At 73.8% G+C, this 26,296-nt stretch carries 29 protein-coding genes; 21 read left to right on the top strand and 8 right to left on the bottom strand.

The genetic code is table 11. From position 1 onward, the window contains the following. Positions 1 to 129 precede the first annotated feature (129 nt). The 10 genes from hisD (at position 130) to ABTY59_RS13320 (ending at position 7,804) form a co-directional block, all read left to right on the top strand. The gene (gene hisD, locus ABTY59_RS13275; RefSeq protein ID WP_352019028.1) at positions 130 to 1,473 is read left to right on the top strand and encodes a histidinol dehydrogenase; all 1,344 of its coding nucleotides are present in this window, start codon (positions 130 to 132) and stop codon (positions 1,471 to 1,473) included. A 5-nt stretch (positions 1,474 to 1,478) separates the two neighbouring features. After that, complete coding sequence (locus ABTY59_RS13280; protein WP_352019029.1) at positions 1,479 to 2,591, top strand: histidinol-phosphate transaminase; 1,113 nt, start codon at positions 1,479 to 1,481, stop codon at positions 2,589 to 2,591. Beyond that, positions 2,588 to 3,181, top strand: a complete 594-nt coding sequence (gene hisB / locus ABTY59_RS13285) for an imidazoleglycerol-phosphate dehydratase HisB (protein WP_030492957.1) — start codon at positions 2,588 to 2,590, stop codon at positions 3,179 to 3,181. The genes ABTY59_RS13280 and hisB overlap by 4 nt, the downstream gene beginning before the upstream one ends. A 2-nt stretch (positions 3,182 to 3,183) precedes the next feature. Beyond that, entirely contained in the window at positions 3,184 to 3,348 is a 165-nt protein-coding gene (locus ABTY59_RS13290) for a CG2302 family histidine operon protein (protein WP_189802292.1), read from the top strand. Continuing rightward, positions 3,345 to 3,992: an imidazole glycerol phosphate synthase subunit HisH gene (gene hisH / locus ABTY59_RS13295; protein WP_352019030.1), complete on the top strand. Its 648-nt coding sequence runs from the start codon at positions 3,345 to 3,347 to the stop codon at positions 3,990 to 3,992. The genes ABTY59_RS13290 and hisH overlap by 4 nt, the downstream gene beginning before the upstream one ends. Beyond that, positions 3,989 to 4,714, top strand: coding sequence for a bifunctional 1-(5-phosphoribosyl)-5-((5-phosphoribosylamino)methylideneamino)imidazole-4-carboxamide isomerase/phosphoribosylanthranilate isomerase PriA (gene priA, locus ABTY59_RS13300; protein ID WP_352019031.1), 726 nt, complete (start codon positions 3,989 to 3,991; stop codon positions 4,712 to 4,714). The genes hisH and priA overlap by 4 nt, the downstream gene beginning before the upstream one ends. Next, positions 4,711 to 5,109 (top strand): RidA family protein, encoded by a 399-nt coding sequence (locus ABTY59_RS13305; RefSeq protein ID WP_352019032.1) that lies wholly within the window; start codon positions 4,711 to 4,713, stop codon positions 5,107 to 5,109. Before priA ends, ABTY59_RS13305 begins: the two co-directional genes overlap by 4 nt. Next, positions 5,106 to 5,861, top strand: a complete 756-nt coding sequence (gene hisF, locus ABTY59_RS13310) for an imidazole glycerol phosphate synthase subunit HisF (protein ID WP_352019033.1) — start codon at positions 5,106 to 5,108, stop codon at positions 5,859 to 5,861. Before ABTY59_RS13305 ends, hisF begins: the two co-directional genes overlap by 4 nt. A gap of 111 nt (positions 5,862 to 5,972) precedes the next feature. Next, on the top strand, positions 5,973 to 6,560 hold the full coding sequence (locus ABTY59_RS13315) for an ArsR/SmtB family transcription factor (protein WP_352019034.1): 588 nt from the start codon (positions 5,973 to 5,975) through the stop codon (positions 6,558 to 6,560). A gap of 2 nt (positions 6,561 to 6,562) precedes the next feature. Then, positions 6,563 to 7,804, top strand: coding sequence for an MFS transporter (locus ABTY59_RS13320; RefSeq protein WP_352019035.1), 1,242 nt, complete (start codon positions 6,563 to 6,565; stop codon positions 7,802 to 7,804). Between the two features lie 191 nt (positions 7,805 to 7,995). On the opposite strand, the gene ABTY59_RS13325 is transcribed toward ABTY59_RS13320, so the two are convergent. Further along, positions 7,996 to 8,631 (bottom strand): TIGR03085 family metal-binding protein, encoded by a 636-nt coding sequence (locus ABTY59_RS13325; protein WP_352019036.1) that lies wholly within the window; start codon positions 8,629 to 8,631, stop codon positions 7,996 to 7,998. Between the two features lie 84 nt (positions 8,632 to 8,715). On the opposite strand from ABTY59_RS13325, the gene hisI reads away from it, so the two are divergent. The 11 genes from hisI to lgt all read left to right on the top strand — a co-directional run bounded on the left by hisI (position 8,716) and on the right by lgt (position 18,003). Continuing rightward, on the top strand, positions 8,716 to 9,084 hold the full coding sequence (gene hisI, locus ABTY59_RS13330) for a phosphoribosyl-AMP cyclohydrolase (protein WP_352019037.1): 369 nt from the start codon (positions 8,716 to 8,718) through the stop codon (positions 9,082 to 9,084). An 11-nt stretch (positions 9,085 to 9,095) separates the two neighbouring features. Continuing rightward, the gene (locus ABTY59_RS13335) at positions 9,096 to 10,586 is read left to right on the top strand and encodes an anthranilate synthase component I (RefSeq protein WP_352019038.1); all 1,491 of its coding nucleotides are present in this window, start codon (positions 9,096 to 9,098) and stop codon (positions 10,584 to 10,586) included. A gap of 14 nt (positions 10,587 to 10,600) precedes the next feature. Continuing rightward, entirely contained in the window at positions 10,601 to 11,251 is a 651-nt protein-coding gene (locus tag ABTY59_RS13340) for a TIGR02234 family membrane protein (protein ID WP_352019039.1), read from the top strand. 137 nt (positions 11,252 to 11,388) lie between these two features. Beyond that, positions 11,389 to 11,643, top strand: a complete 255-nt coding sequence (locus ABTY59_RS13345) for an HGxxPAAW family protein (RefSeq protein ID WP_352019040.1) — start codon at positions 11,389 to 11,391, stop codon at positions 11,641 to 11,643. Between the two features lie 104 nt (positions 11,644 to 11,747). Beyond that, positions 11,748 to 12,434, top strand: coding sequence for a DUF2752 domain-containing protein (locus ABTY59_RS37660; protein WP_502995361.1), 687 nt, complete (start codon positions 11,748 to 11,750; stop codon positions 12,432 to 12,434). Between the two features lie 144 nt (positions 12,435 to 12,578). Continuing rightward, positions 12,579 to 13,388 (top strand): indole-3-glycerol phosphate synthase TrpC, encoded by an 810-nt coding sequence (gene trpC, locus ABTY59_RS13355; RefSeq protein ID WP_123451331.1) that lies wholly within the window; start codon positions 12,579 to 12,581, stop codon positions 13,386 to 13,388. A gap of 7 nt (positions 13,389 to 13,395) precedes the next feature. Next, positions 13,396 to 13,677, top strand: coding sequence for a tryptophan biosynthesis modulator TrpM (trpM, locus tag ABTY59_RS13360; RefSeq protein WP_352019227.1), 282 nt, complete (start codon positions 13,396 to 13,398; stop codon positions 13,675 to 13,677). Between the two features lie 311 nt (positions 13,678 to 13,988). Then, positions 13,989 to 15,227: a tryptophan synthase subunit beta gene (gene trpB / locus ABTY59_RS13365; protein WP_352019041.1), complete on the top strand. Its 1,239-nt coding sequence runs from the start codon at positions 13,989 to 13,991 to the stop codon at positions 15,225 to 15,227. Continuing rightward, complete coding sequence (trpA, locus tag ABTY59_RS13370; protein ID WP_352019042.1) at positions 15,224 to 16,045, top strand: tryptophan synthase subunit alpha; 822 nt, start codon at positions 15,224 to 15,226, stop codon at positions 16,043 to 16,045. Before trpB ends, trpA begins: the two co-directional genes overlap by 4 nt. 64 nt (positions 16,046 to 16,109) lie before the next feature. Continuing rightward, on the top strand, positions 16,110 to 16,934 hold the full coding sequence (locus tag ABTY59_RS13375; RefSeq protein WP_352019043.1) for a DsbA family protein: 825 nt from the start codon (positions 16,110 to 16,112) through the stop codon (positions 16,932 to 16,934). Between the two features lie 88 nt (positions 16,935 to 17,022). Next, positions 17,023 to 18,003, top strand: a complete 981-nt coding sequence (lgt, locus tag ABTY59_RS13380) for a prolipoprotein diacylglyceryl transferase (RefSeq protein WP_352019044.1) — start codon at positions 17,023 to 17,025, stop codon at positions 18,001 to 18,003. A 59-nt stretch (positions 18,004 to 18,062) separates the two neighbouring features. Here the strand turns inward: lgt and ABTY59_RS13385 are convergent, their stop codons facing one another. From ABTY59_RS13385 to ABTY59_RS13415, 7 genes are read right to left on the bottom strand one after another with little or no spacing between them, the layout of a single operon-like run. Beyond that, entirely contained in the window at positions 18,063 to 18,929 is an 867-nt protein-coding gene (locus ABTY59_RS13385) for an HpcH/HpaI aldolase/citrate lyase family protein (protein WP_352019045.1), read from the bottom strand. Further along, positions 18,926 to 20,131 (bottom strand): CaiB/BaiF CoA transferase family protein, encoded by a 1,206-nt coding sequence (locus ABTY59_RS13390; protein WP_352019046.1) that lies wholly within the window; start codon positions 20,129 to 20,131, stop codon positions 18,926 to 18,928. Before ABTY59_RS13390 ends, ABTY59_RS13385 begins: the two co-directional genes overlap by 4 nt. Further along, entirely contained in the window at positions 20,128 to 21,048 is a 921-nt protein-coding gene (gene rbsK, locus ABTY59_RS13395; protein ID WP_352019047.1) for a ribokinase, read from the bottom strand. Before rbsK ends, ABTY59_RS13390 begins: the two co-directional genes overlap by 4 nt. Beyond that, a complete protein-coding gene (locus ABTY59_RS13400) occupies positions 21,045 to 22,412 on the bottom strand; it encodes an ADP-ribosylglycohydrolase family protein (RefSeq protein ID WP_352019048.1) in 1,368 nt (455 codons plus the stop codon). The genes rbsK and ABTY59_RS13400 overlap by 4 nt, the downstream gene beginning before the upstream one ends. Continuing rightward, positions 22,409 to 23,575 carry an ADP-ribosylglycohydrolase family protein gene (locus ABTY59_RS13405; RefSeq protein WP_352019049.1) on the bottom strand — a complete coding sequence of 389 codons (1,167 nt, stop codon included), beginning with the start codon at positions 23,573 to 23,575 and terminating at the stop codon, positions 22,409 to 22,411. Before ABTY59_RS13405 ends, ABTY59_RS13400 begins: the two co-directional genes overlap by 4 nt. Then, positions 23,541 to 25,082, bottom strand: coding sequence for an ADP-ribosylglycohydrolase family protein (locus ABTY59_RS13410; protein ID WP_352019050.1), 1,542 nt, complete (start codon positions 25,080 to 25,082; stop codon positions 23,541 to 23,543). Before ABTY59_RS13410 ends, ABTY59_RS13405 begins: the two co-directional genes overlap by 35 nt. Beyond that, on the bottom strand, positions 25,079 to 26,074 hold the full coding sequence (locus tag ABTY59_RS13415; protein WP_352019051.1) for an ADP-ribosylglycohydrolase family protein: 996 nt from the start codon (positions 26,072 to 26,074) through the stop codon (positions 25,079 to 25,081). Before ABTY59_RS13415 ends, ABTY59_RS13410 begins: the two co-directional genes overlap by 4 nt. Positions 26,075 to 26,296 lie beyond the last annotated feature (222 nt).

Below are 26,296 nucleotides of genomic sequence, written 5' to 3' on the forward strand. Positions count from 1 at the left end.
CAGTCGTTCTTCCCGCGCTGTGACGGGCTGAACGCTAACGGTCAGGAGTGGCGAGGAGACGCCACCGTGGCGCGTATCAGCCAGTGATACGGGCGTCCGACGCTGTGGGGCGTCTGAGAGAATTGACCCGTGATCTCTCGAATCGATCTGCGCGGCGAGGCCCTTCCCGAGGGTTCCGCACTGCGCGACCTGCTGCCCCGTGCCGAGTTCGACGTGGAAGCCGCCCTGGAGAAGGTGCGGCCGATCTGCGAGGACGTCCGGCATCATGGCGCGGCGGCGGTGATCGACTACGGGGAGAAATTCGACGGCGTCCGGGTTCCCTCCCTCCGCGTCCCCGCCGAGGCGATCACCCGCGCCCTCGACGAGCTCGACCCGGCCGTCCGGGCCGCCCTGGAGGAGTCCATCCGGCGCGCCCGGCTCGTCCACCGCGAGCAGCGCCGCACCACCCACACCACCCAGGTCGTCCCCGGCGGCACGGTCACCGAGAAGTGGATCCCCGTCGAGCGCGTCGGCCTGTACGTGCCGGGCGGCCGCGCGGTCTACCCGTCGTCCGTCGTGATGAACGTCGTCCCGGCCCAGGAGGCCGGCGTCCAGGGCCTGGCCGTCGCCTCGCCCCCGCAGAAGGAGTTCGGCGGCCTGCCGCACCCGACGATCCTGGCCGCCTGCGCCCTCCTCGGCGTCGACGAGGTGTACGCCGCCGGCGGCGCCCAGGCCATCGCCATGTTCGCGTACGGCACCCTCGGCGGCGCGGGGACGGCCGACGAGCCCGGCTGCGCCCCGGTCGACCTGGTCACCGGGCCGGGCAACATCTACGTGGCCGCCGCCAAGCGCCTCCTCAAGGGCCGCATCGGCATCGACGCCGAGGCGGGCCCGACGGAGATCGCGATCCTCGCGGACTCCACCGCCGACCCGGTCCACGTCGCCGCCGACCTCATCAGCCAGGCCGAGCACGACCCGATGGCCGCCTCCGTCCTCGTCACCGACTCGGACGAACTGGCCGCCGCCACCGAGGCCGAGCTGAAGACCCAGGTCGCCGCCTCCAAGCACGTCGACGACCGGATCGTCCCGGCCCTGGCGGGCCGCCAGTCGGCGATCGTCCTCGTCCGCGACCTCGCCGACGGCCTCAAGGTCGTCGACGCGTACGGCGCGGAGCACCTGGAGATCCAGACCGCCGACGCCGCCGCCGTCGCCGACCGCGTCCGCAACGCCGGCGCGATCTTCGTCGGCCCCTGGGCGCCCGTCTCCCTCGGCGACTACTGCGCGGGCTCCAACCACGTCCTGCCCACCGGCGGCTGCGCCTGCCACTCCTCGGGCCTCTCCGTGCAGTCCTTCCTGCGCGGGGTGCACATCGTGGACTACACGCGCGACGCCCTCGCCGACGTCGCCCACCACGTCGTCACCCTCGCCGAGGCCGAGGACCTGCCCGCCCACGGCGCGGCGATCAAGGCACGGTTCGGATGGAAGGTTCCGTAGAGCAAGTGAGCCAGATCAAGATCGACGACCTGCCCGTCCGGGACGAGCTGCGCGGCAAGTCCCCCTACGGCGCGCCCCAGCTCGACGTCCCGGTCCAGCTGAACACCAACGAGAACCCCTACCCGCTGCCCGAGCCGCTCGTGGCCCGGATCGCGGAGCGTGTCGCCGAGGCCGCCCGCGGCCTCAACCGCTACCCCGACCGTGACGCGGTCGAGCTGCGCACCGGGCTCGCCGCCTACCTCACCCGGACCGGCGGCCACCCCGTCGGCCTGGAGAACGTGTGGGCGGCCAACGGCTCCAACGAGGTCCTCCAGCAGCTCCTCCAGACCTTCGGCGGCCCGGGCCGCACGGCGATCGGCTTCGAGCCCTCGTACTCGATGCACGCGCTGATCGCCCGCGGCACCGGCACCGGCTGGATCTCCGGCCCGCGCAACGAGGACTTCACCATCGACGTGGAGGCGGCCGTCCAGGCCATCGCGGAGAACGCGCCGGACGTCGTCTTCATCGCCTCGCCCAACAACCCCACGGGCACCGCCGTCGCGGCCGACACCGTCCTCGCCCTGTACGAGGCGGCCCAGGCGGCGAAGCCCTCGGTGGTCGTCGTGGACGAGGCGTACGTGGAGTTCAGCCACCGCGACTCGCTGCTGCCGCTCCTGGAGGGCCGCCCGCACCTGGTGGTCTCCCGCACCATGTCCAAGGCCTTCGGCGCCGCCGGGCTCCGCCTCGGCTACCTCGCCGCCCACCCGGCCGTGGTCGACGCCGTCCAGCTGGTCCGCCTGCCGTACCACCTCTCGGCCGTCACCCAGGCCACCGCGCTCGCCGCCCTGGAGTACACCGACACCCTCCTCGGGTACGTCGAGCAGCTCAAGGCCGAGCGCGACCGGCTCGTCACCGAGCTGCGCGCCCTCGGCTGCGAGGTCACCGACTCCGACGCCAACTTCGTGCAGTTCGGGAGGTTCCCCGACACGCACGCGGCCTGGCAGTCGATCCTCGACCGGGGCGTCCTGGTCCGGGACAACGGCGTACCGGGATGGCTGCGGGTCACCGCAGGCACCCCCGAAGAGAACGACGCGTTCCTCGACGCGGTCCGTGAATTGATGAAGGAGCAGGAGCGATGAGCCGCGTAGGCCGCGTTGAGCGCACCACCAAGGAGACCTCCGTCGTCGTCGAGATAGACCTCGACGGCACCGGGAAGGTCGACGTGTCGACCGGGGTCGGCTTCTACGACCACATGCTCGACCAGCTCGGCCGCCACGGGCTCTTCGACCTCACGGTCAAGACCGACGGCGACCTGCACATCGACTCGCACCACACCATCGAGGACACCGCCCTCGCGCTCGGCGCCGCCTTCAAGCAGGCCCTCGGCGACAAGGTCGGCATCTACCGCTTCGGCAACTGCACGGTCCCGCTGGACGAGTCGCTCGCCCAGGTCACCGTCGACCTCTCCGGCCGCCCGTACCTCGTGCACACCGAGCCCGAGAACATGGCGCCGATGATCGGCTCGTACGACACGACGATGACCCGGCACATCCTGGAGTCCTTCGTCGCCCAGGCCCAGATCGCGCTGCACGTCCACGTGCCGTACGGCCGCAACGCCCACCACATCGTGGAGTGCCAGTTCAAGGCCCTGGCCCGCGCGCTGCGCTACGCCTCCGAGCGCGATCCGCGCGCCGCCGGAATCCTCCCCTCCACGAAGGGCGCGCTCTAGCCGTGAACGGCCTCTCCACCATCCTGATCCTCGTCGGGCTCTTCCTGCTCGGCGGCATCTACTCCTTCGTCAAGCAGAAGATGCCCAAGGGCCTCATCGTGCTCCTCTCCATCGGCGCCGCGATGTGCCTGTCCGCCGGTGTGCTGCGTCTGGACGTGTGGTCATGAGCACGACGTCCGCGAAGAAGGTCGTCGTCTTCGACTACGGCTTCGGGAACGTGCGCTCCGCCGAGCGCGCGCTCGCCCGCGTGGGAGCCGACGTCGAGATCACCCGCGACTACGACACGGCCATGAACGCCGACGGACTCCTCGTCCCCGGCGTCGGTGCCTTCTCCGCCTGCATGCAGGGCCTCAAGGAGGCCCGCGGCGACTGGATCATCGGCCGCAGGCTCTCCGGCGGCCGCCCGGTCATGGGCATCTGCGTCGGCATGCAGATCCTCTTCGCCCAGGGCATCGAGCACGGCGTGGAGACCGAGGGCCTCGACGAGTGGCCCGGTACGGTCGAACCGCTCGACGCCCCCGTCGTCCCCCACATGGGCTGGAACACCGTCGACGCGCCCGCCGACACCCAGCTCTTCGCGGGGCTCGACGCCGACGCCCGGTACTACTTCGTGCACTCCTACGCGGTGCGGGAGTGGACCCTGGAGGTCGGCAACCCCAACATCCGCGCCCCCAAGGTCAGCTGGGCGACCCACGGCGAGCCCTTCGTCGCGGCCGTGGAGAACGGCGCCCTGTGGGCGACCCAGTTCCACCCCGAGAAGTCCGGCGACGCCGGAGCCCAGCTCCTCACCAACTGGATCGGAACCCTGTGAGCACTCTCGAACTCCTCCCCGCCGTCGACGTCCGCGACGGCCAGGCCGTCCGGCTCGTCCACGGGGAGTCCGGCAGCGAGACCTCCTACGGCTCCCCGCTGGAGGCCGCCCTGGCCTGGCAGCGCGCCGGCGCCGAGTGGCTCCACCTGGTCGACCTGGACGCCGCCTTCGGCACCGGCGACAACCGCGACCTGGTCCGCCAGGTCACCGAGGCCATGGACATCAAGGTCGAGCTCTCCGGCGGCATCCGCGACGACGCCACGCTCGCCGCCGCCCTCGCCACCGGCTGCACCCGCGTCAACCTCGGCACCGCCGCCCTGGAGACCCCCGAGTGGGTCGCCAAGGTCATCGCCGAGCACGGCGACAAGATCGCCGTCGGCCTCGACGTGCGCGGCACGACCCTGCGCGGCCGCGGCTGGACCCGCGACGGCGGCGACCTGTACGAGACGCTCGCCCGCCTCGACGCCGAGGGCTGCTCGCGCTACGTCGTCACCGACATCGCCAAGGACGGCACCCTCCAGGGCCCCAACCTGGAGCTCCTGAAGAACGTCTGCGCGGCCACCGACAAGCCCGTCGTCGCCTCCGGCGGCGTGTCGTCCCTGGACGACCTGCGGGCCCTGTCCGGTCTGGTCCCGCTCGGCGTCGAGGGCGCGATCGTCGGCAAGGCGCTGTACGCCAAGGCGTTCACCCTCGAAGAGGCGCTCGCGGCGGTGGCGTCGTGACCTCCGAGGTCCGCAAGGTCGTCACCGGTGCTCCCTGGGAGGAGCAGTTCGGCTACTCCCGCGCGGTGGAACTCCCGAACGGCACGGTGCTGGTCTCCGGCTGCACCTCCGTGGTCGACGGCCAGATCGCCGACGGCGGGCCGTACGACCAGGCCGTCAACGCCTTCAACGTGGCCCTCGGGGCGCTGAAGCAGCTGGACCTGGGCGCCGAGCACGTCGTCAGGACCCGGATGTACATCACGCACGCCCGGGACGTGGACGAGGTGGGCCGCGCGCACAAGGAGCTGTTCGACGCCGTCCGCCCCGCCGCTTCCATGATCATCGTCTCCGGCTTCGTCGACCCGCGTCTCGTGGTCGAGGTCGAGGTCGAGGCCTTCAGGGGTGAGGAAGCATGAGTCTCGCCGTACGGGTGATCCCCTGCCTGGACGTGGACAACGGCCGGGTCGTCAAGGGCGTCAACTTCCAGAACCTGCGGGACGCGGGCGACCCCGTCGAGATGGCCAAGCTGTACGACGCCGAGGGCGCCGACGAGCTGACCTTCCTCGACATCACCGCCTCCTCCGGCAACCGGGAGACCACCTACGACGTGGTGCGCCGCACCGCCGAGCAGGTCTTCATCCCGCTCACGGTCGGCGGCGGCGTCCGCTCGGCCGAGGACGTCGACAAGCTGCTGCGGGCGGGCGCCGACAAGGTGGGCGTCAACACCGCCGCGATCGTGCGGCCCGAGCTGATCCGGGAGATCGCGGAGCGCTTCGGCCGGCAGGTGCTCGTGCTGTCCGTGGACGCGCGCCGCACCGCCTCGGGCTTCTTCGAGGTGACGACGCACGGCGGCCGCAAGGGCACCGGCATCGACGCCGTCGAGTGGGCGCACCGGGCCGCCGAGCTGGGCGCGGGGGAGATCCTGCTCAACTCGATGGACGCCGACGGCACGAAGGACGGCTACGACACCGAGATGATCGCCGCCGTGCGCAAGCACGTGACGGTCCCGGTGATCGCCTCCGGCGGCGCCGGCCGGCTCGCCGACTTCCCGCCGGCCGTGGCCGCGGGCGCGGACGCGGTGCTCGCCGCCTCCGTGTTCCACTTCGGCGACCTGCGGATCTCGCAGGTCAAGGAGACGCTGCGGGAGGCGGGCCACGCGGTCCGCTGAACGACGCCGTGAGAGGGGCCCCTTCGGGGGCCCTTCTTCTTGCCCAGGTGCACAGGATTACTTGCGCAATTTCTGTTGCGCAACTTTCCTTTCCTATCTATGGTCGTGGACATGACCTCGTCGGAGAACCGCCGGATCACCGATCTCGGCACCCTCAAAGCGATCGCGCACCCGCTGCGCATGCGGCTCTACCGCGCCCTGCACGTGACCCGCACCGCCACCGCCTCCCAGCTCGCCGAGCAGGTCGACGAGGCCGTCTCCCTCGTCAGCTACCACCTGCGCAAGCTCGCCGAGCACGGCCTCATCGAGGAGGCCCCGGCGCAGTCGACGGACGGGCGGGAGCGGTGGTGGCAGCCCAGCTCGTACGGCTTCAGCATCCACGACGAGGACATCCGTGACGCCCCCGAGCTGGCCGCGGCGAGCGCCGCCTTCGGCCGGACCGTCGACGAGCAGCGCAGCCGGATGCACGCCCGCTTCCGCGACGAGCGGCACACCTGGTCCGACGCATGGCGCTCGGCCGCGATCAGCTCCGAATGGCTGCCGCGCCTCACCGCCCCCGAGCTCGCCGCCCTCGGCAAGGAGCTCGACGCGCTGCTCAGGAAGTACGACCAGGCCGCTCGCGCCGCCGAGGCCGCCGGCGACACCGAGGGGCGCGAGAACGTCGCCGTCCACCTCCACGGCTTCCCCTACCGGGGCTGATCATGACGATGACGACGACCGCCCCCGCGCCCGCCCGCCCCGCCCACCGCGACCCCCAGGTCCTGCGCTGGCTCGGCGCCTACACCGCCTCCACCCTCGGCGACAGCGTCTACTACCTCGCCCTCTCCTGGACCGTGGTCAGTACCGGCACCCCCGCCCAGGCCGGGCTCGTCATGGCCGTCTCCGCCGTGCCCCGCGCGCTGCTCATGCTCGGCGGGGGAGTGGTCGCCGACCGCCTCGGCCCGCGCCGGGTCGTCATCGCCTCCGACGCCGTCCGCGCCCTGGTCGTCCTCGGTCTCGCCGCCACCCTGTTCCTCGCCTCGCCCGGCCTGTGGGCCCTCGCCGCCGTCGCCCTCGTCTTCGGCGTCGTCGACGCCCTGTTCCTGCCGGCGGTCGGCGCCCTGCCGCCGCGCATCGCCGCACGCGACCAGCTCGCCCGGGTCCAGGGCATGCGCGGGCTCGCCCACCGCGCCGGCGCCGTCCTCGGGGCCCCGCTCGGCGGCCTCGCGGTCGCCGTCGGCGGCCCCGCCACCGCCTTCGGCGCCGCCGGAATCCTCTTCGCCCTCTCCCTGCCCCTGCTGTCCGCCCTCCGCCTGCGGTCGCTGCCCGCCGCGAGCGGGGCCCGCGACGGCACCGCCCTGCGCGACCTCGCCGACGGACTGCGCTACCTGCGCGGACATCGCGTCCTGGGCCCGCTGATGATCGTCGTGCTCCTCAGCGACCTCGGATTCGTCGGACCCCTCAACGTCGGACTCGCGGTCCTCTCCGAACAGCGCGGCTGGGGTGCCGCCGGCATCGGCTGGATCCTCGCGGGCTTCGGTACGGGCGCGGGGGCCGCCTCCCTGCTCCTGACCGTACGAGGCCGCGTCCCGCGCGCCGGGGCCGTCAGCGGCTGGACCATGACGGTCGGCGCCGTCTCCATCGGCGCCCTCGCCTTCACGCCGCACCTGCCCGTCGCCGCCGTCGTCGCCCTGGCCGTCGGCCTGCTCGCCGGACTCTCCGGGGCGCTGGTCAACGCCCTCGTCCAGACCGAGTGCGACCCCGCCTACCTCGGCCGGGTGACCGCCGTCTCCAGCCTCGCCAGCCTGGGCATCGCCCCGCTGTCCTTCCCGGTCACCGGCGCGGCGATCGGCCTGTGGGGACCCGGTCCGGTCTTTGCCGCGAGCGCCTCGGTCTGCGCCCTGGCCGGCGTCTACACCCTCGTCGTCCCGGCCCTCCGCCGCGCCGAACTCCCGACCGGCTGAGCCCGGCCTGATCCGAAAGGCAGGCCCTAGGGGGTGTTTCGAAAGTCCCGCACAGCACCCGCGGCGCCCGGCACGCCCCCTCGCCGCACCGGCCAAAGACCCAAGTAGCTCCGCTACGAGGGCCTTCGTCCGGCACGCCGAGGGCACGCACCGGACACCGCGGGCACCGCACAGGACTTTCGAAACACCCCCTAGATCCCCAGCTGCTTCGTCTCCCGCAGCAGCTCGATCGCCTCGGGCTCGCCCTCCAGGGCCACCTTCGCCGAGTCCTGGCGGCCGTACAGGTACATCACCAGCTCGCCCGGCTCGCCGGAGGCCGTCACCACCGGGGTGCCCCGGTGGGCGACCGCGGTCTGCCCGTTCGGACGGCGCAGCACCAGACCCACCGGGGCCTTGCGCCCCAGGAGCCGGGCCATCCGCTCCAGACGGGACCAGAGCGCGTCCGCGAAGACCGGGTCCAGCTCGCGCGCCGACCAGTCGGGCTGGGCCCGCCGGACGTCCTCCGCGTGCACGTAGAACTCGACGACGTTCGCCCCCTCGTCCACCTGCTTGATGGTGAACGGGGAGAACCGCGGCGGACCCGTCCGGATGAGCTGGATCAGCTCCTCGTACGGCTTCCCGGCGAACTCCGCCTGCACCCGCTCCAGCCGCTCCTTCAGCGGCGGCACGACGGAGCCCGCCGCCGCGTCCGGACGCCGCTCCCGCACCACCACGTGGGCCGCGAGGTCCCGGGTCCGCCAGCCCTCGCAGAGCGTCGGCGCGTCCGGGCCCGCTGCCTCCAACAGATCGGCGAGGAGAAGCCGTTCACGTTTCGCATGGGTCGACATGTCCGCCAGCGTACGACCGGCCCGTCCGGTCCGCCCAGTGGACGCCCCGCCGGACACCGCCCCGGATCGCGGCACAATGGCGCCATGAGCAGCACGCCCCGGACCCCCAGCGACCTCGACCCGGCCATCGCCGCGCGCCTCAAGCGCAGCCCCGACGGCCTCGTCCCCGCCATCGCCCAGCAGTACGACACCGGCGAGGTGCTGATGCTCGGCTGGATGGACGACGAGGCGCTCCACCGCACCCTCACCACCGGCCGCTGCACGTACTGGTCCCGCAGCCGGAACGAGTACTGGGTCAAGGGCGACACCTCGGGCCACGTGCAGCACGTCAGGTCCGTCGCCCTCGACTGCGACGCCGACACCCTCCTCGTCAAGGTCGACCAGGTCGGAGCCGCCTGCCACACCGGCGCCCGCACCTGCTTCGACGCCGACGTGCTCCCCGTATCCCAGTAAGGTCCGGTGCCATGGATCTCGAGACCTTCCGCAAGCTGGCGGCCGACCGCCGCGTCATCCCCGTCAGCCGCAGGCTCCTCGCGGACGGCGACACCCCGGTCGGGCTCTACCGCAAGCTCGCCGCCGAACGCCCCGGCACCTTCCTCCTCGAATCCGCGGAGAACGGCCGCAGCTGGTCCCGCTACTCCTTCATCGGGGTCCGCAGCGACGCGACCCTCACGGTGCGGGACGGACAGGCCCACTGGCTGGGCACCCCGCCCGTCGGCGTCCCCGTCGACGGTGACCCGCTCGCCGCCCTGCGCGCCACGGTCGAGACCCTCCACACCCCCCGCGACCTCGCGTCCGGGATGCCCCCCTTCACCGGCGGCATGGTCGGCTACCTCGGCTACGACATCGTCCGCCGCCTGGAGAAGATCGGGGACTCCACCCGCGACGACCTGGAGCTCCCCGAGCTCACCATGCTCCTCACCAGCGACCTCGCGGTCCTCGACCACTGGGACGGCACGGTCCTGCTGATCGCCAACGCGATCAACCACAACGACCTGGAGACCGGCGTCGACGAGGCGTACGCGCACGCCGTCGCCCGCCTCGACGCCATGGAGGCCGACCTGGCCCGCCCGGTCGAGACCGCTCCGGCCGCCCTGCCGCCCTCCGCGCTCCCCGAGTTCTCCGCCCTCTGGGGCGGCAAGGCCTACCAGGACGCCGTCGAGGACATCAAGGAGCGCATCCGCGCGGGCGAGGCCTTCCAGGTCGTGCCCTCACAGCGCTTCGAGACCCCCTGCACCGCCTCCGCGCTCGACGTGTACCGGGTCCTGCGGGCCACCAACCCGTCCCCGTACATGTACCTCTTCCGCTTCGAGAACGGCTTCGACGTCGTCGGCTCCTCGCCCGAGGCCCTCGTCAAGGTCGAGGACGGGCGGGCCATGGTCCACCCCATCGCCGGCACCCGGCACCGCGGTGCCACCCCGCAGGAGGACCACGACCTCGCCGAGGAGCTGCTGGCCGACCCCAAGGAGCGCGCCGAGCACCTCATGCTCGTCGACCTCGGCCGCAACGACCTCGGCCGGGTCTGCGCGCCCGGCTCGGTGGAGGTCGTCGACTTCATGTCGATCGAGCGCTACTCGCACGTCATGCACATCGTCTCCACCGTCACCGGCGAGGTCGCCGAGGGCCGCACCGCCTTCGACGTCCTCACCGCCTGCTTCCCGGCCGGGACGCTCTCCGGAGCGCCCAAGCCCCGCGCCATGCAGATCATCGAGGAGCTCGAACCCTCCCGCCGCGGCCTCTACGGCGGATGTGTCGGTTATCTCGATTTCGCCGGAGACGCGGACACCGCCATCGCCATCCGCACCGCGCTGCTCCGTGACGGAACGGCGTACGTGCAGGCCGGAGCGGGTGTCGTCGCCGACTCCGACCCCGTCGGCGAGGACAACGAATGCCGCAACAAGGCCGCGGCCGTGCTCCGCGCCGTCCACACGGCCAACCGGATGAACGGCAGCTGAGCACGTAGGGGATAGTGGGGTACGTGAGTGCCGTACCCGTACCCCAGCCCCGGGCCGCCCGACCGGGCGGCCCCACCGGCGGCCGCCGCAGCCTGGCCGCGGCCCTCCTCCTCGGCGCCCTCGGCGCCACCGTCGTCCTGCTCTCCGCGGGCCAGATCTGGGCGGAGGGCACCGCGTCCGTCGGCGGCGGCAGCGTCCCCGTCGAGGCCGACGGCGGCACCGTCACCGGCGTGCCGACCGCCCTCGCGATCGTCGGCCTCGCCGCGCTCTTCGCGGTCTTCGCCGTCCGCCGCACCGGCCGCACCCTCGTCGCCACGCTCCTCGCGCTCAGCGGCGCCGGAGCGGCGCTCGCCGCGGTCCTCGGCGCCTCCGACAGCGCCGCGCTCGACGCCGAGGCCGCCCGGATCAGCGGCGACACCGCCGCCGCGGTCGCCGGCCTCACCCACACGGCCTGGCCGTACGTGACCGCCGCCGGCGCCGTCCTCATCCTGCTCGCTGGCCTCTTCGCCCTCCGCTTCGGCAAGAACTGGCCGGCGATGGGTGGCCGCTACGAGCGCTCCGGAGTCCCGCGCGCGGGACGCAAGGCCCCCACCACCGACCCGGACCGGCCCGAGGACCTGTGGAAGGCCCTCGACCGCGGCGAGGACCCGACGCGGGAGGCGTGACCCGGGGAGCCGATCGCGACGCGTGATCGTCCCGGCACCCCCGATTCATCCTCGCGCGCCCGCGTGCGGGACAATGAGCGCCGAGTGTCCGCGCACGCGAGACCTCACCATCGAGCAACTGCAACGAGGAGCAACTCATGGCGGGCAGCGCCCACGGACACACCCCGGCCGCCTGGACCGGTGTCATCATCTCCTTCATCGGCTTCTGCATCGCCGGCGTCTTCATGGTGGCCGCCAACGTGCCCGCCTTCTGGGCCGGTGTGGGCGTCATCGTCCTCGGCGGCATCGTGGGCGGCGCGATGAAGATCGCGGGTCTCGGCATGCCGAAGGAGTCGGAGGACGTCGTCGCCGCCCGCGAGGTCGCGACCGCGACCGCCCGGGCCCGCGCCTGACGCGACACGACGCATCCGAGGGCGCAGTCCGGCCGTGCCGGGCTGCGCCCTCGCGCGTCAGGAGCGAGAATCGCCGGGTGGACGCGCAGCCGACGGCGGGAGCCGTGACCGATTCCCCCACCCAGCCGGGTGAACCCGCCCACCCGAATGCCACGCCGCCGGACCGGGGCGGGGCGACGGAGGGGGTCGCCGGGACGCCACCGGCCGCGCAGGGCGCGCCACCCGGCGCTCCGGACGGGCCGTCGGGCGTCGTGGACGCTCAGGGCGCTGCCGTACCGCCCTCGTGGCCGGACGGACCCGGCCCGCGGGCTCACACCGACGCTCCCGGCGCGACCGCACCCGCGGGCCACGCCTCCTGGTCCGGTCCGTACACACCGCCGCCGCCCCCGGCCCGGCCGCTCGCGCGGCGGCTGTTCGTGCCGGTCGCCACGCTCGCCGGGGTCGCCGCCGCGTTCGCCTACGTCGGGACCGTCGATCCCAACGAACCAGGGCACTACCCCGTCTGCCCGCTCCTCCGCTTCACCGGCCTGTACTGCCCCGGCTGCGGCGGGCTCCGCAGCGCCCACGCCTTCGTCCACGGCGACCTCCCGGCGGCCCTCGGCGCCAACGCCCTCGCCGTCGTCGGCTACGGGATCTTCGCCGTCGTCATCGTCGTCTGGCTGGTTCGCGCCGCCCGCGACGTGCCCATGCGCCTCGCGGTCTCCCCGGTCCTGTGGTGGGGCGTCGGAGCCGTCCTCGCCCTCTTCACCCTGGTCCGTAACCTTCCCTTCGGCTCCGCGCTGGCCCCCTGAGAGCCCCGCGGAACCCCTCCGGGAGTCCCAGCAGGTGGGACGCGACTCCGGCCGATGCGAGTCCGGGGCCGTCCTGCGGATAGGATCGAAGTGGCTGAACCTGGTTCATCATCACCGTCACCGTCCCGGAAGGGGGCCCCTCGCGTGAGTGTGCTCGACGAGATCATCGAAGGCGTGCGCGCCGACCTCGCAGAGCGGCAGGCGCGGGTCACCCTCGACGAGCTCAAGGAGCGCGCCGCCAAGGCGCCGCAGGCCAAGGACGGCGTCGCCGCACTGCGCGGCGACGGCGTCAAGGTGATCTGCGAGGTCAAGCGCTCCAGCCCGTCCAAGGGCGCGCTCGCCGCGATCGCCGACCCGGCCGGACTCGCCGCGGACTACGAGGCGGGCGGCGCCGCCGTCATCTCCGTCCTCACCGAGCAGCGCCGCTTCGGCGGCTCGCTCGCCGACCTGGAGGCCGTCCGCGCCCGGGTCGACATCCCGGTGCTGCGCAAGGACTTCATCGTCACCGCGTACCAGCTCTGGGAGGCACGGGCGTACGGAGCCGACCTCGCGCTCCTCATCGTCGCCGCCCTGGAGCAGGAGGCGCTCGTCTCCCTCATCGAGCGTGCCGAGTCCATCGGGCTGACCCCGCTGGTCGAGGTCCACGACGAGGAGGAGGTCGAGCGCGCCGTCGACGCGGGCGCCCGCATCATCGGCGTCAACGCGCGGAACCTCAAGACCCTCAAGGTCGACCGCTCCACCTTCGAGCGCGTCGCCCCCGAGATCCCCGCGCACATCGTCAAGGTCGCCGAGTCCGGTGTCCGCGGCCCGCACGACCTCATCGCCTACGCCAACGCGGGCGCCGACGCGGTCCTCGTCGGCGAGTCCCTCGTCACCGGCCGCGACCCCAAGGCCGCCGTCGCCGACCTCGTCGCCGCCGGCGCCCACCCGGCCCTCCGCCACGGCCGGAGCTGACCGCGTCATGACCCCCGTCCGCGCCACGCCGACCGCCCTGGGCTCCGTCCCGGGCGGCCCGGGCGTGCCCGCGGACGCCTCGGGCCGCCGCGGCCGCCTCCGTACCGCCGCGGCCCCCGTCTCCAAGCACGCCCCCCTGGCCCGGGGCTGCCGTCCGCGCGGCTGCCGCGCGCCCGCCCGCCGTGTCCACGGCCGCCGGGTCCGGTACGTCATCGGCTCCGAGCCGGGCCAGGTCAACGGCATGCGATGGCGCGGGCGCCTCGCGCGCGTTCTCACGTACGTCGCCTAGCCACCCCCGTGTGGGCAATCGTCCCGCAGGGCGGGACGGGTGGGCAGACGGGACGGCGCCCTCTCGCGGCGCCTCCGCGTTCCGCGCCTGGCCCGCACCCCTTGTGCGCCGTCATGCGCGGTGCGGGTTCGGGCTCGGGAGCCTCCGGCGCCGGCAAGGGCGCTGTTCCGTTGTGCCCACCCGTTCCGCCCCAGCGGAACGACTGCCCACAACGGCGGGGGCGACGTTGCCGTACGTGAACGGGTCGCGCGCATAACGTGACCATCCACCCCACGTATCCCGGGGCACCGCCCCGCGAGGAGCGCATCCGCATGTCCAGCGAGTTCTTCATCCCGGACCTGGAAGGCCAGGTCCCCAGCCCGGAGGGCTACTTCGGCGCCTACGGCGGCAAGTTCATCCCGGAGGCCCTCGTCGCCGCCGTCGACGAGGTCGCCGTCGAGTACGACAAGGCCAAGGCGGATCCCGAGTTCGCCCGCGAGCTCAACGACCTGATGGTCAACTACACCGGCCGGCCGAGCGCCCTCACCGAGGTCCCGCGGTTCGCCGAGCACGCCGGCGGTGCCCGGATCTTCCTCAAGCGGGAGGACCTCAACCACACCGGCTCGCACAAGATCAACAACGTGCTCGGGCAGGCCCTCCTGACCAAGCGCATGGGCAAGACGCGGGTCATCGCCGAGACCGGCGCCGGCCAGCACGGCGTCGCCACCGCCACCGCCTGCGCCCTCTTCGGCCTCGACTGCACCATCTACATGGGCGAGGTCGACACCCAGCGACAGGCCCTCAACGTGGCCCGGATGCGGATGCTCGGCGCCGAGGTCGTGGCCGTGAAGTCCGGCAGCCGCACCCTCAAGGACGCCATCAACGAGGCGTTCCGCGACTGGGTCGCCAACGTGGACCGGACGCACTACCTGTTCGGCACCGTCGCGGGCCCGCACCCCTTCCCCGCGATGGTCCGCGACTTCCACCGGGTGATCGGCGTCGAGGCCCGCCGCCAGATCCTGGAGCGCGCCGGGCGGCTGCCCGACGCGGCCGTCGCCTGCGTCGGCGGCGGCTCCAACGCCATCGGCCTCTTCCACGCCTTCGTCCCGGACGCGGACGTGCGCCTGATCGGCTGCGAGCCGGCCGGGCACGGCGTCGAGACCGGCGAGCACGCGGCCACCCTCACCGCCGGCGAGCCCGGCATCCTCCACGGGTCCCGCTCCTACGTCCTCCAGGACGAGGAGGGCCAGATCACCGAGCCGTACTCGATCTCCGCCGGCCTCGACTACCCCGGCATCGGCCCCGAGCACGCCTACCTCAAGGACAGCGGGCGGGGCGAGTACCGCGCCGTCACCGACGACGCCGCCATGCAGGCGCTGCGGCTGCTCTCCCGGACGGAGGGCATCATCCCGGCCATCGAGTCGGCGCACGCCCTCGCCGGGGCCCTGGAGGTCGGCAAGGAGCTCGGCAAGGACGGCCTGCTGCTCGTGAACCTCTCCGGGCGCGGCGACAAGGACATGGACACGGCCGCCCGCTACTTCGGGCTGTACGACGGGGAGGGCTCCAAGTGACGACCGGAAACATCCAGCTGCTGAGCGACACCCTCGCCAAGGCCAAGGCCGAGAACCGGGCGGCGCTCATCGCGTACCTGCCGGCCGGCTTCCCGACCGTCGACGGCGGCATCGCCGCGATCAAGGCCGTCTTCGACGGCGGCGCCGACGTCGTCGAGGTCGGGCTCCCGCACAGCGACCCGGTCCTCGACGGTCCGGTCATCCAGACCGCCGACGACATCGCCCTGCGCGGCGGCGTGAAGATCGCCGACGTCATGCGGACGGTCCGCGAGGCCCACGCGGCCACCGGCAAGCCGGTCCTCGTCATGACCTACTGGAACCCGATCGACCGGTACGGCATCGAGCGCTTCACCGAGGAGCTCGCCGAGGCCGGCGGCGCGGGCTGCATCCTGCCCGACCTGCCGGTCCAGGAGTCCGCGGTCTGGCGCGAGCACGCCGACAAGCACGGTCTCGCGACCGTCTTCGTCGTCGCGCCCAGCAGCAAGGACGAGCGCCTCGCCACCATCACGGCCGCCGGTTCCGGCTTCGTCTACGCGGCCTCGCTCATGGGCGTCACCGGCACCCGCGAGTCGGTCGGCGAGTCGGCGGCCGATCTGGTCCGCCGCACCCGCGCCACCTCCGAACTGCCGGTGTGCGTGGGACTCGGCGTCTCCAACGCCACGCAGGCGCGTGAGGTCGCCGCCTTCGCCGACGGGGTCATCGTGGGCTCCGCCTTCGTGAAGCGGATCCTCGACGCCGACGGCGACGAGACGGCCGGACTCACCGCCGTAAAGGAACTGGCGGCCGAACTCGCCGAGGGCGTCCGCCGCGTTTCGTAGCCCATATGGGTGGATCTGGGACCGGGGAGGCGCGGATGTGCCTCCCCGGTTCGTTGCCAGGGGCGTGAGCGAGAAGAACAGTGGTGACGGTAGCCGGAGCGCGCGGGAGCGCCTCCAGCAGCAGCGCGAGCGCGACAAGGCCCGCGAGAAGCAGCGGCGCGTCCTGATCGTGTCGGCGGCGGTGGTCGGTGTCCTCGGCCTCGCCGCGATCGTCGGCGTGATCGCCGCCGGCAGCGACAAGGACGGCGGGTCCGACAAGGCGGGACCGGTCGTCGCGCCGACCGGGGCGACCGACGAGGACGCCAAGCCCGCGATCCCCACGGGCAAGGCGGACGCCCCGTCGACGCTGACCGTCTGGGAGGACTTCCGCTGCCCGGCGTGCGCCCAGTTCGAGAACGTCATGCGGGACTCGATCCACGAGCTGGAGGCCTCCGGCGCCCTCAGGACCGAGTACCACCTCGCCACCCTCATCGACGGGAACATGGGCGGCAGCGGCTCGCTCCGCGCGGCGAACGCCGCCGCGTGCGCCCAGGACGCGGGGAAGTTCACCGCGTACCACGACACGCTCTACGTCAACCAGCCCCCGGAGACGGACGACGCCTTCGGGAACAACGACAAGCTGATCGAGCTGGCAGCGAAGGTGCCGGGGCTCGACACGCCCGCCTTCCGCAGCTGTGTGAACGAGGGCACGCACGACAGCTGGGTGAAGAAGTCGAACGAGGCCTTCCAGAACGGCGGCTTCCGCGGCACCCCGTCCGTCCTCCTCAACGGAGAATCGATCTTCCCGACCAAGGGGAACGAGCAGATCTCCCCGGAGAACCTGAAGAAGTGGGTCGCCGAGGCCAACAAGGGCAAGAAGCCGGGCACCGCCTCCCCGTCGGCGGGCTAGCCGGCGGGCCGCCCGACGGATTGGTTACCCAGAAGTTGCCGGGCGGGCTGCCGTCCCGCCCGCCCGGCAGGGTAGCGTCGGTCCTGCCATGGACCTTGCCTACATTCCCAGCCCGTCGACCGGCGTGATCCACCTCGGACCGATCCCGCTGCGCGGCTATGCCTTCTGCATCATCATCGGTGTCTTCGTTGCCGTCTGGCTCGGCAACAAGCGCTGGATCGCCCGGGGCGGCACCGCCGGCACCGTGGCCGACATCGCCGTCTGGGCGGTGCCCTTCGGCCTCGTCGGCGGACGCCTCTACCACGTGATCACCGACTACCAGCTGTACTTCAGCGAGGGTGAGAACTGGGTCGACGCCTTCAAGATCTGGGAGGGCGGCCTCGGGATCTGGGGTGCCATCGCGCTCGGCGCGGTGGGCGCCTGGATCGGCTGCCGCCGCCGGGGCATCCCGCTCCCGGCGTACGCCGACACGATCGCTCCCGGCATCGCCTTCGCCCAGGCCATCGGCCGTTGGGGCAACTGGTTCAACCAGGAGCTCTACGGCAAGCCGACCGACCTGCCCTGGGCGCTGAAGATCACCGAGGGCGTGAACCGCGAGGCCGGGCTCTACCACCCGACCTTCCTGTACGAGTCGCTCTGGTGCGTCGCCGTCGGCTTCCTCGTCATCTGGGCCGACCGCCGCTTCAAGCTCGGCCACGGCCGCGCCTTCGCCCTCTACGTCGCCGCGTACTGCGCGGGCCGCGTCTGGACCGAGTACCTGCGCGTCGACGAGGCCCACCACGTGCTCGGCCTGCGCCTGAACGTGTGGACGGCGATCATCGTCGGCCTGCTGGCCGTGGTCTACATGGTGGTCTCGGCGCGGATCCGCCCGGGCCGCGAGGAGATCGTGGAGCCGAAGAAGGACGCGAAGGACGCGAAGGACGAGAAGGCCGGCGACGCCGCGGACGCGGAGCCGGAGGACACCGCCTCGGACACGGACACGGACACGGACACCGGGAAGTCCGAGACGTCCGAGGAACCCGATACGGAGAAGTCGGGCAACGGGGCCGGATCGGCCGCCAAGAGCTGATCACCCCTGCCACGAAGGGCCGCCGGGACCGAGAGGTTCCGGCGGCCCTTCCGCGTGTGTCACCCCGCGCGGGCCGCGAGGGCGAGCACCCGGCGCGCGCCCTCCACCACCGCCGCGTCGACGAAACGGCCGTCCGGTAGGGCGAGGGCTCCCCGGTCGGCCGCGGCCGCCTCGACCACCTCGCGAGCGGCGTCGACCTCCTGCGGCGTCGGGAGGTAGGCGCGCTCGATGACCGGGAGCTGACGGGGATGGATGGCCGCACGGCCGAGGAAGCCCATGGCCCGGCCCCGGGCGCAGCCCGCGGCCAGCGCCTCCAGGTCGGCGACGTCCGGGTGGACCGACTGGGCGGGCGGCGGGAGCGCCGCCGCACGGGCCGCGACCACCACCCGCCCGCGCGACCAGTCGAGGCCGCTGTCCTCCCGTACCCCCAGGTCGGCACGGAGGTCGGCCTCGCCGAGGGCGATGCCGCGGACGGCGGGATGGGCGGTGGCGATGGCATGGGCGTGCTCCACGGCGAGGGCGTTCTCCAGGAGCGGGTAGAGGGGGACGCCCGGGGCGAGGGCCGCGATCCGGGCGATGTCAGTGGGGTGTGTCACCTTGGGGAGACGGAGACCGCGGAGGCCGGGGAGGGGGGCCAGGGTGGGGATGTCGTGCGGGGTGTGGACGCGGACGTGGACCGGGACGGGATGGGGGTCCGCGAGGAGATCGGCCGTGGCGTCGAGGGCGTACGCCTTGCGGTGCGGGGCGACCGCGTCCTCCAGATCGACGATCACGACGTCGGCGCCCGAGACCAGGGCCTTGCGGACGACCTCGGGGCGGTCCCCGGGGGCGTACAGCCAGGTGAGGGGGGTGCGGGCGGTGAAGGGGCGCGTGGTGGCGACCGCCGCCGGCCGTTCGGTCCCGGCGGGGCCGCTGAGGGGGCTCATACCGCTCCTTGCTCGCGGAGGGCGTCGATCTCGGCGGGGCCGAGGCCGAGTTCGGTGAGGACGGCGGTGGTGTCGGCGCCGTGCGGCCGGCCGGGCCAGCGGATGCCTCCGGGGGTCTCGGAGAGCCGGAAGAGCACGTTCTGCATCCTGATCGGGCCCAGCTCGGGATCGTCCACCTCGGTCACGGTGCGGAGCGCCTGGTACTGGGGATCGGCGACGACGTCCCGGATGTCGTAGACGGGGGCGATGGCCGCCTCCGCCTTCTCGAAGGCCGCCATCGCCTCGTCGCGGGTGTGGCGGGCGATCCACGAGCCGACCGCCTCGTCGAGGACGTCCGCGTGCTCGGCCCGGCCCGTGCCGTCGGCGAACCACGGCTCGTCGACCAGCTCCGGCCGGCCGACGAGCCGCAGCACCCGCTCGGCGATCGACTGGGCGGAGGTGGAGACGGCGACCCAGGAGCCGTCGGCGGTCCGGTAGGTGTTGCGCGGGGCGTTGTTGCGGGAGCGGTTGCCGGTCCGGGGCTGGACGTAACCGAGCTGGTCGTACCAGAGGGGGTGGGGCCCGATGACGGAGAGCATCGGTTCGATGATCGCCATGTCGACGACCTGGCCGCGCCCGGTCGCCGTCCTCGCCGTGAGCGCGGTCATCACCGCGTACGCCGTGGCGAGGGCGGCGATCGAGTCGGCGAGGCCGAAGGGGGGCAGGGTCGGCGGGCCGTCCGGCTCACCGGTGATCGCGGCGAAGCCGCTCATCGCCTCGGCGAGGGTGCCGAAGCCGGGGCGGTGGGCGTACGGTCCGAACTGGCCGAAGCCGGTGACCCGGGCCAGCACCAGACGCGGGTTGACGGTGGAGAGCTCCTCCCAGCCCAGACCCCAGCGTTCCAGGGTGCCGGGGCGGAAGTTCTCCACGATGACGTCCGCGTCGGCGGCGAGCGCGAGCAGCGTGTCGCGGCCGCCGGGCGAGGAGAGGTCCAGGGTGATCGTCCGCTTGTTCCGGCCGAGGACCTTCCACCACAGGCCGACCCCGTCCTTGGCGGGTCCGTGGCCACGCGACGGGTCCGGCTTGCGGGGGTGCTCGACCTTGACGACGTCGGCGCCGAAGTCGCCCAGCATCATGGCCGCGAGCGGGCCGGCGAAGAGCGTCGCCAGATCCAGGACGCGCAGCCCGTGCAGGGGCGCCGTGGGGTTCTCCGGGGCTGTCATACGGCGTCGGCCTCCAGGATGTGGGGGGAGAGGAAGGCGGCCTCGATCTCGACGCGGTACGGCATCGAGGTCGACGCGCCCTCGCGCTGGACGGAGAGCGCGGCGGCCGTCTGCGCCCAGGCGAGGGCCTCCGGAGCGGGACGGCCCTCGCCGAGGGCGACGGCGAGGGCGCCGACGAAGGTGTCGCCCGCACCCGTGGTGTCCACGGCCCGGACCCGGGGCGCCGGCACGGCGAGCGGTTCGGCGCCGCGCGCCGCGTACAGGCTGCCGGCCGCGCCCAGGGTGACCACCACCTCGGGGACGTCCCGCAGCAGGGCCCGCGCGGCCGCGCGCGGGTCGGTGAGTCCGGTGAGCGCGGCGGCCTCGTGCTCGTTGGGCACCAACAGATCGGTGGCGGCGAGCAGTTCCGGCGGCAGGGGTTGCGTGGGGGCGGGGGTGAGGACGGTGCGGACGCCGAGCCGGCGGGCGGTGGCGGCGCCCTCGACGACGACGGAGAGGGGGAGTTCGAGCTGGAGGAGCAGGGCGTCGGCGGTGCCGATCAGGGCCTCGTCGCCGTGGGTGAGGGAGGTGACGGAGCCGTTGGCTCCGGGGACGACGACGATCGCGTTGCCGCCGTCGTCGTCGACGACGACATGGGCGGTTCCGGAGGAGCCCTCGGTGGTGCGCAGGAGATCGGTGTCCACCGCGCAGTGCTCCAGGGTGGCGCGGAGCCGTGCGCCGAAGTCGTCGGTGCCGACCGCCCCGATCATCGCCACCTCCGCGCCCGCGCGGGCGGCGGCGACGGCCTGGTTGGCGCCCTTGCCGCCGGGGATCGTACGGAAGGAGCGGCCGGTGACCGTCTCGCCGAGCGCGGGGGCGCGTGGCACATAGGTGACGAGGTCCATGTTCGTACTGCCGAGCACGACGATGCTGGTCATGGGCGTACTGCCTCCGTGTGTGTCAGGTCGGCCAGGGTGTCGAAGCCGATGCCGTCGAAGGACGGCACCGACGTCGCCAGACGGTTCTTGAGGGGGGAGGTCCAGCGCTCGGGCAGCCGGTCCGGGTGGCCGGCGAGCAGCCCGGCGACCGAACCGGCGGTGGCGCCGTTGGAGTCGGTGTCCCAGCCGCCCGAGACCGCCGCGCAGACGGAGCGGGAGAAGTCGCCGTCGGCGTGGGTGAGGGCGGCGGCGAGCAGCGCGGCGTTGGGGACGGCATGCACCCAGTGGTACCCGCCGAGTTCGGCGTGCAGGCGGTCGACGACGGAGTCGAAGTCGTCGGTCGCGCGGGCCGCCGCGATGCCCAGCCGGACGGCCGCCGCGAGGCGTGAGCGCGGCGGGACCACGGCGAGACCGGAGGCGAGGGACCGGTGGACGTCCGCCGTCCCGGTCGCGGCGGTGGCGAGGGTCCCGGCGACGAACATGGCGCCGTAGACGCCGTTGGCGGTGTGCGTGAGCACCGCGTCCCGGTGCGCCTGCGCGGCGGCGGCCACCGGGTCGCCGGGGTGCGTCCAGCCGTGCGCGTCGGCCCGGATCTGGGCGCCGATCCACTCGCGGAAGGGATTGCGGCGGAGCGCGGTCAGCGGGGGTTCGACGCCGTCCAGGAGGTTGCGGTAGGCGACGCGCTCGGCCGTGAAAGCGCGGCCGGCGGGGAGCTCGTCGAGCCAGAGGCGGGCGACGTCGGCGGTGGTGAAGCCGCGGCCGTACCGCTGGAGCAGCAGCAGGTTGAGGAGGGGGTAGTTGAGGTCGTCGTCCTCGGGCATGCCGTCGATGTTCTCGGCGAGGGAGGTGGTGGCGGAGCGGCGGTTCCAGGGGTGCGCGGCCAGCAGCTCCGGGGGGACGCCACGGGCGGTGAACCACGTCGTGAGGGGCCAGTTGCCGGCGGCGCGGGCGAGGGCGCGGATCGCGGGGAGGGGGAGCTTCTCGACGGGCTTGCCGAGCAGACAGCCGACGGCCCGCCCCAGCCAGGCGGCGTGGAGGCGGTCCCGGAGCGCCGTGCCCGGCCCCGTGGGCACGGGCTCGGGGGGCGTCGGGTGCGTCAGCGCCTGGATCGCGCGCAGGGACGTGGGCTCGTGGGCCGACAGGGGGGAGGGGAGGGACGTCAGGGTGTCCAGGAGCTCTTCCGCGAGCGGGCGGAGGTCCGGGCGGGGGGTCGCGGAGGCGCCGGCCGACCCGGGGGCCGGGGGGCCGCCCGCCCGTCTCCAGCGAGCCGCGACGGCGGCGGCGTCGCGGCCGTCCTCCGCCGCCTGACGGAGCTCGTGGCCCACCAGGTCCTCCGGCTGGACCCAGGTCAGGCGGAGGGTCACCGGTCCGCGCCCGTCAAGGTCGCGAAGGCCGACTCGTGGGCCCTGCGCAGGGCCGTGTCCCGGGCGAACACCTCACGGGCCACCTCCGCCAGCGCCCTCGCCGGTGCGTGCAGGTCCAGCCGGCTCGCCTCCGCCACCTGCTTCGCCCACGCGGCGGGGACCGCGGACTCGCCGCGCAGCGCGCCCGTGATCGCGCCCGCCATCGTGGCGATCGAGTCGCAGTCCCGGCCGTAGTTGACCGCGCCCAGGACCGTGCGCCGGAAGTCGCCGCCGCCGACGAGCAGCATGCCGAGGGCGATCGGGAGCTCCTCGATCGCGTGCAGCCGGGAGGGGCGGCGGGCGCCGAGGGAGGGCGCGCGGTAGTCGGGTCCGACGGTGTCGAAGGGGGCCACCGCCCTGCGGAGGGGGATGAGCGCGGTCTCGAAGTCCGTGTGGTCGGAGGCGACTTCGGCGACCGCTTCGATCGCGGCACGCGTTCCGTCCTTCGCCAGGGACAGCGCCGCGGCCACCACCGACGCCGGAGTCGCGCCCGGCGCGCAGGCCGCCGCGACGGCCGCGGCGAAGACGCCCGCCGCCTCCCGGCCGTACGAGGACTGGTGCGCGCCCGTCAGGTCGATCGCCTCGGCGTAGGCGGCCGCCGGATGGGCGGCGTTGACCAGGCCGACCGGCGCCATGTACATCGCCGCGCCGCAGTTGACGACATTGCCGTTGCCGGCCTCGCGCGGGTCCACGTGGCCGTAGTGGAGCCGGGTGACGATCCACTTCTCGGCGAGGAAGATCCGCTGGAGGGGGAGCGCCTCGGCCTCCAGCTCCGGGATCCAGACGGGGGAGCCGATGAGCTCGGGGACGAGGTGGTCCGCGACCGCGTGGGCGTCGAGGTGGCCGCGGACCTTCTCGTACACCCGGATCAGCGCGTGGGTCATCAAGGTGTCGTCGGTGACGTGCCCGTCGCCCTTGTGGTACGGGGCGATGGGCCGGGCGGTGCGCCAGTCGCCGCCGTTCCAGGGGCCGACGATCCCGGTGACGCGGCCGCCGTGGCGCTCCAGGATCTGTTCGGGGGTGTAGCCCTCCACGGGGCCGCCGAGCGCGTCGCCGACGGCGGCCCCGAGGAGACTGCCGGTGATCCGGTCATCCAGGGTGGGCACATCCAGTGTGGGTGTCATGTCGGAATTGTCCACCTGGGGCGGCCGGTTCCGTGGCTCCGAGGAGCCCGGCGAGTTCCACCAGGTCCGTCCCCGCGAGCCGGGGCAGCGCGCAGCCCGCGAGCGTCCTGCACGCCTCGCGCCAGCTCGCCGGGACCGAACGGCCGCCGCCCAGCGCGCCGGTGAGCGCGCCCGCGAGCGCCGGGGCCGAGTCGGCGACCCGGGAGAGGCAGGCGGCCGCCGGCACCGCCGCCGTCATCTCGCCCCGGGCGGCGGCGGTGAGGGCCAGGGCGACCGGGACCGTCTCGGCGGCGGCGATGCCGTAGCTGTAGACGTGGTCCACGATCTGGTGCTCCAGGAGCGGGACCAGCGCGAAGGCCGAGTCGGCGGCCTGCGCCAGCTTGACGGCGTGCCGGGCGTTGCGGCCGATCTCGGTGACGGGCGGGAGTTCGGCGAGCGCCGCCTCGACGGCCTCGGCGGCCGTCGCCCCGCCGAGGGCCGCGGCGACGGCCGCCGCCGTCGCGCGGGCGCCGTGGACGCCGTCGCCGTCCTGGGTGTACCGCGCGTCGAACTCCGCGAGTTCGGCGGCGGCGCGGGGGTCGCCGGGGTGGACGACGGCGAGGACGGCGGCCCGCACGCAGGCCGCGTCGTCGAAGAAGTGCGGGTTGTCGTGGCCGGTGGCGGGCGGGCGCAGGCCGGTGGCGAGGTTGCCGAGGCCGGCGCGCACCGAGATCCGGGCCCGCAGGGGGAGTACGGCCGACTCGACCTCGGGCGCGCGGTCCGCGGCGGCGGCGACCTGGCCCGCGAGGACGTTCCAGGAGAGGTCCACGGCCGCGCGCAGCCGGCGGTCCGGGGGGAGGGCGGCGAAGACGGGGCCTTCGGCGGTGAGGATCGCCTCCGCGGTGAAGACCGCCCACTCGGCGTCGTCGGAGGGCCCGAGACGGAGGGGCTCGGGCGGCTGGTTGAGGGCGATGGGGACGGGGAGGGTGGTCGTCGCGTTCTGCTCGGCGAAGGTGTCGAGTTCGCGGGTGAGGCGGCGGGTCCATTCGGGCATGCGGGCCGCGCGGTGCCGGGCGGCGGGCCACCCGGCGGCGTCGCCCGCGGCGAGCCCGAGGAGGAGGCCCTCGGTCCTGTCGCGGGTCGCCCTGCGCGGCGCGCTCGCCCGCGGAGCACTGGGGGTGCCGCCCCAGGAGCCGGTGCCCCGCACCGGGGCGCTGCCGAGCGGCGCGAGCCCCGGGTCGCCCGCGCCCGGCACCGGAGGAAGCCCGCGCGGAGCCAGGTCCTGCGGGGTGAGGGTCACGTCCGGGCGTGCCAGGTCCTGCGGGGTGAGGGTCACGTCGGGGCGTGGCAGTTCCTGCGGGGTGAGGGTCACGTCGGGGCGTGGCAGTTCCTGCGGGGTGAGGGTCACGTCCGGGCGTGCCAGTTCCTGCGCGGTGAGGGTCACGTCCGGGCGTGTCAGGTCCTCCGGAGCCGGGTCCCAGGGTTCGGTGGTGCCCTGGGGGCTCGTCGTCGTCAGGTCCGCGCTCATGCCGCCTCCTCCGGGGTGAGCAGGTCCGCGATGTCCAGGACGTGGTAGCCGCGCATCGACGGGAGGCAGCTGCCCGTCACCGGGGCGATGGCCGAGGCCCAGTCCTCCGGGATCGCGTCCACCCCGCCCGCCGCGCCTGCCAGGGCGCCCGCCACCGCGGCCGTCGTGTCGGCGTCGCGGCCCATGTTGACCGCGGTCAGGACCGCCGTACGGAAGTCGCCCCGGGCCGCCGCGAACGCGCCGAACGCGAGGCCGACCGCCTCCGGGGCCAGGTCCGTCCACGGGTAGCCGCCGATGACGACGGCCGAGCGGACCTGGCGTTCGCGGGTGAGGGGGTCCGGCTGGACGCGCTGGGCCGCCACGACCGCGCGGCGCAGCGAGCGGGCCGTCCAGGAGTCCATGGGGACGACCGAGAGGGCCGCGGCGATCACCGAGGTGACCGTCGCCCCCGCCATCGCCGCGGCCACGCCGGCCGCCACCGCCTGGCCTCCGTAGATGCCCTCGCCGTCGTGGCTGACGCTGCCGTCGATCGCCACGAGGCGGGCCGCCTCCGCCGGGCGGCCCGCGGCGAACACCCCGAACGGGGCCGCGCGCATCGCGAGGCCGTCGCTCCAGGCGTGGCGGTGCTGGGCGGAGATGGGGGCGGCGAGGCCCCGGCGGAGGTTCTCCAGGGTGCCGCGCTCGGAGAAGCCCGCGCCGCGGAAGGGGCCTTCGTCGAGGTCGGCGATCCAGTGGTGCCAGGCCCGTTCGACGTGGTGGACGGTGAGGGCGGAGCCGTGCCGGGCGAGGAGCAGCGCCGAGAAGATCGCGTACTCGGTGTCGTCGGTGCCCGCCGGGCTGTCCGTCACGAATCCCTCGATGCGGCCCCAGCGGCGGCGGATCTCGGAGGGCCGCATGTTCTCGGCGGGTGCGCCGAGCGCGTCGCCGACGGCGAGGCCGAGGAGCGCCCCTCTCGCCCGTTCACGCGTGTCGCAGGCCGTGCTGTTCACCATCTCGCGCCCCTTCCTCGGTGGAGGCGCCGACGGCGGCGCCCCGATGCCTGGATCTGTGCCACCACGGGCCGTGAACTCGCCGAAGAAACGTCTCTGTCACCCGGCTGACACCTCGCCAGATAGGGGTCACCTCAGTGAGGCGGGCCTTAGTAAGTACGGCCTGGCTTGCTGGCGGGCCCCTTACATCGCGCGTATTTTCGAGGGTGTTGGGGGCGGCGGGTG

Origin of the sequence: Streptomyces sp. NPDC096079 (assembly GCF_040303145.1) — a bacterium.
Taxonomy (GTDB): Bacteria; Actinomycetota; Actinomycetes; order Streptomycetales; family Streptomycetaceae; genus Streptomyces.

What these genes read in the sequence shown, in the direction of transcription:
- hisB (WP_030492957.1), top strand. Translation starts at nt 2,588, where the DNA reads ATGAGCCGCGTAGGCCGCGTTGAGCGCACCACCAAGGAGACCTCCGTC.
- hisH (WP_352019030.1), top strand. Translation starts at nt 3,345, where the DNA reads ATGAGCACGACGTCCGCGAAGAAGGTCGTCGTCTTCGACTACGGCTTC.
- hisF (WP_352019033.1), top strand. Translation starts at nt 5,106, where the DNA reads ATGAGTCTCGCCGTACGGGTGATCCCCTGCCTGGACGTGGACAACGGC.
- ABTY59_RS13315 (WP_352019034.1), top strand. Translation starts at nt 5,973, where the DNA reads ATGACCTCGTCGGAGAACCGCCGGATCACCGATCTCGGCACCCTCAAA.
- ABTY59_RS13320 (WP_352019035.1), top strand. Translation starts at nt 6,563, where the DNA reads ATGACGATGACGACGACCGCCCCCGCGCCCGCCCGCCCCGCCCACCGC.
- ABTY59_RS13325 (WP_352019036.1), bottom strand. Translation starts at nt 8,631, where the DNA reads ATGTCGACCCATGCGAAACGTGAACGGCTTCTCCTCGCCGATCTGTTG.
- hisI (WP_352019037.1), top strand. Translation starts at nt 8,716, where the DNA reads ATGAGCAGCACGCCCCGGACCCCCAGCGACCTCGACCCGGCCATCGCC.
- ABTY59_RS13335 (WP_352019038.1), top strand. Translation starts at nt 9,096, where the DNA reads ATGGATCTCGAGACCTTCCGCAAGCTGGCGGCCGACCGCCGCGTCATC.
- ABTY59_RS13345 (WP_352019040.1), top strand. Translation starts at nt 11,389, where the DNA reads ATGGCGGGCAGCGCCCACGGACACACCCCGGCCGCCTGGACCGGTGTC.
- trpM (WP_352019227.1), top strand. Translation starts at nt 13,396, where the DNA reads ATGACCCCCGTCCGCGCCACGCCGACCGCCCTGGGCTCCGTCCCGGGC.
- trpB (WP_352019041.1), top strand. Translation starts at nt 13,989, where the DNA reads ATGTCCAGCGAGTTCTTCATCCCGGACCTGGAAGGCCAGGTCCCCAGC.
- lgt (WP_352019044.1), top strand. Translation starts at nt 17,023, where the DNA reads ATGGACCTTGCCTACATTCCCAGCCCGTCGACCGGCGTGATCCACCTC.
- ABTY59_RS13385 (WP_352019045.1), bottom strand. Translation starts at nt 18,929, where the DNA reads ATGAGCCCCCTCAGCGGCCCCGCCGGGACCGAACGGCCGGCGGCGGTC.
- ABTY59_RS13390 (WP_352019046.1), bottom strand. Translation starts at nt 20,131, where the DNA reads ATGACAGCCCCGGAGAACCCCACGGCGCCCCTGCACGGGCTGCGCGTC.
- rbsK (WP_352019047.1), bottom strand. Translation starts at nt 21,048, where the DNA reads ATGACCAGCATCGTCGTGCTCGGCAGTACGAACATGGACCTCGTCACC.
- ABTY59_RS13405 (WP_352019049.1), bottom strand. Translation starts at nt 23,575, where the DNA reads ATGACACCCACACTGGATGTGCCCACCCTGGATGACCGGATCACCGGC.
- ABTY59_RS13410 (WP_352019050.1), bottom strand. Translation starts at nt 25,082, where the DNA reads ATGAGCGCGGACCTGACGACGACGAGCCCCCAGGGCACCACCGAACCC.
- ABTY59_RS13415 (WP_352019051.1), bottom strand. Translation starts at nt 26,074, where the DNA reads ATGGTGAACAGCACGGCCTGCGACACGCGTGAACGGGCGAGAGGGGCG.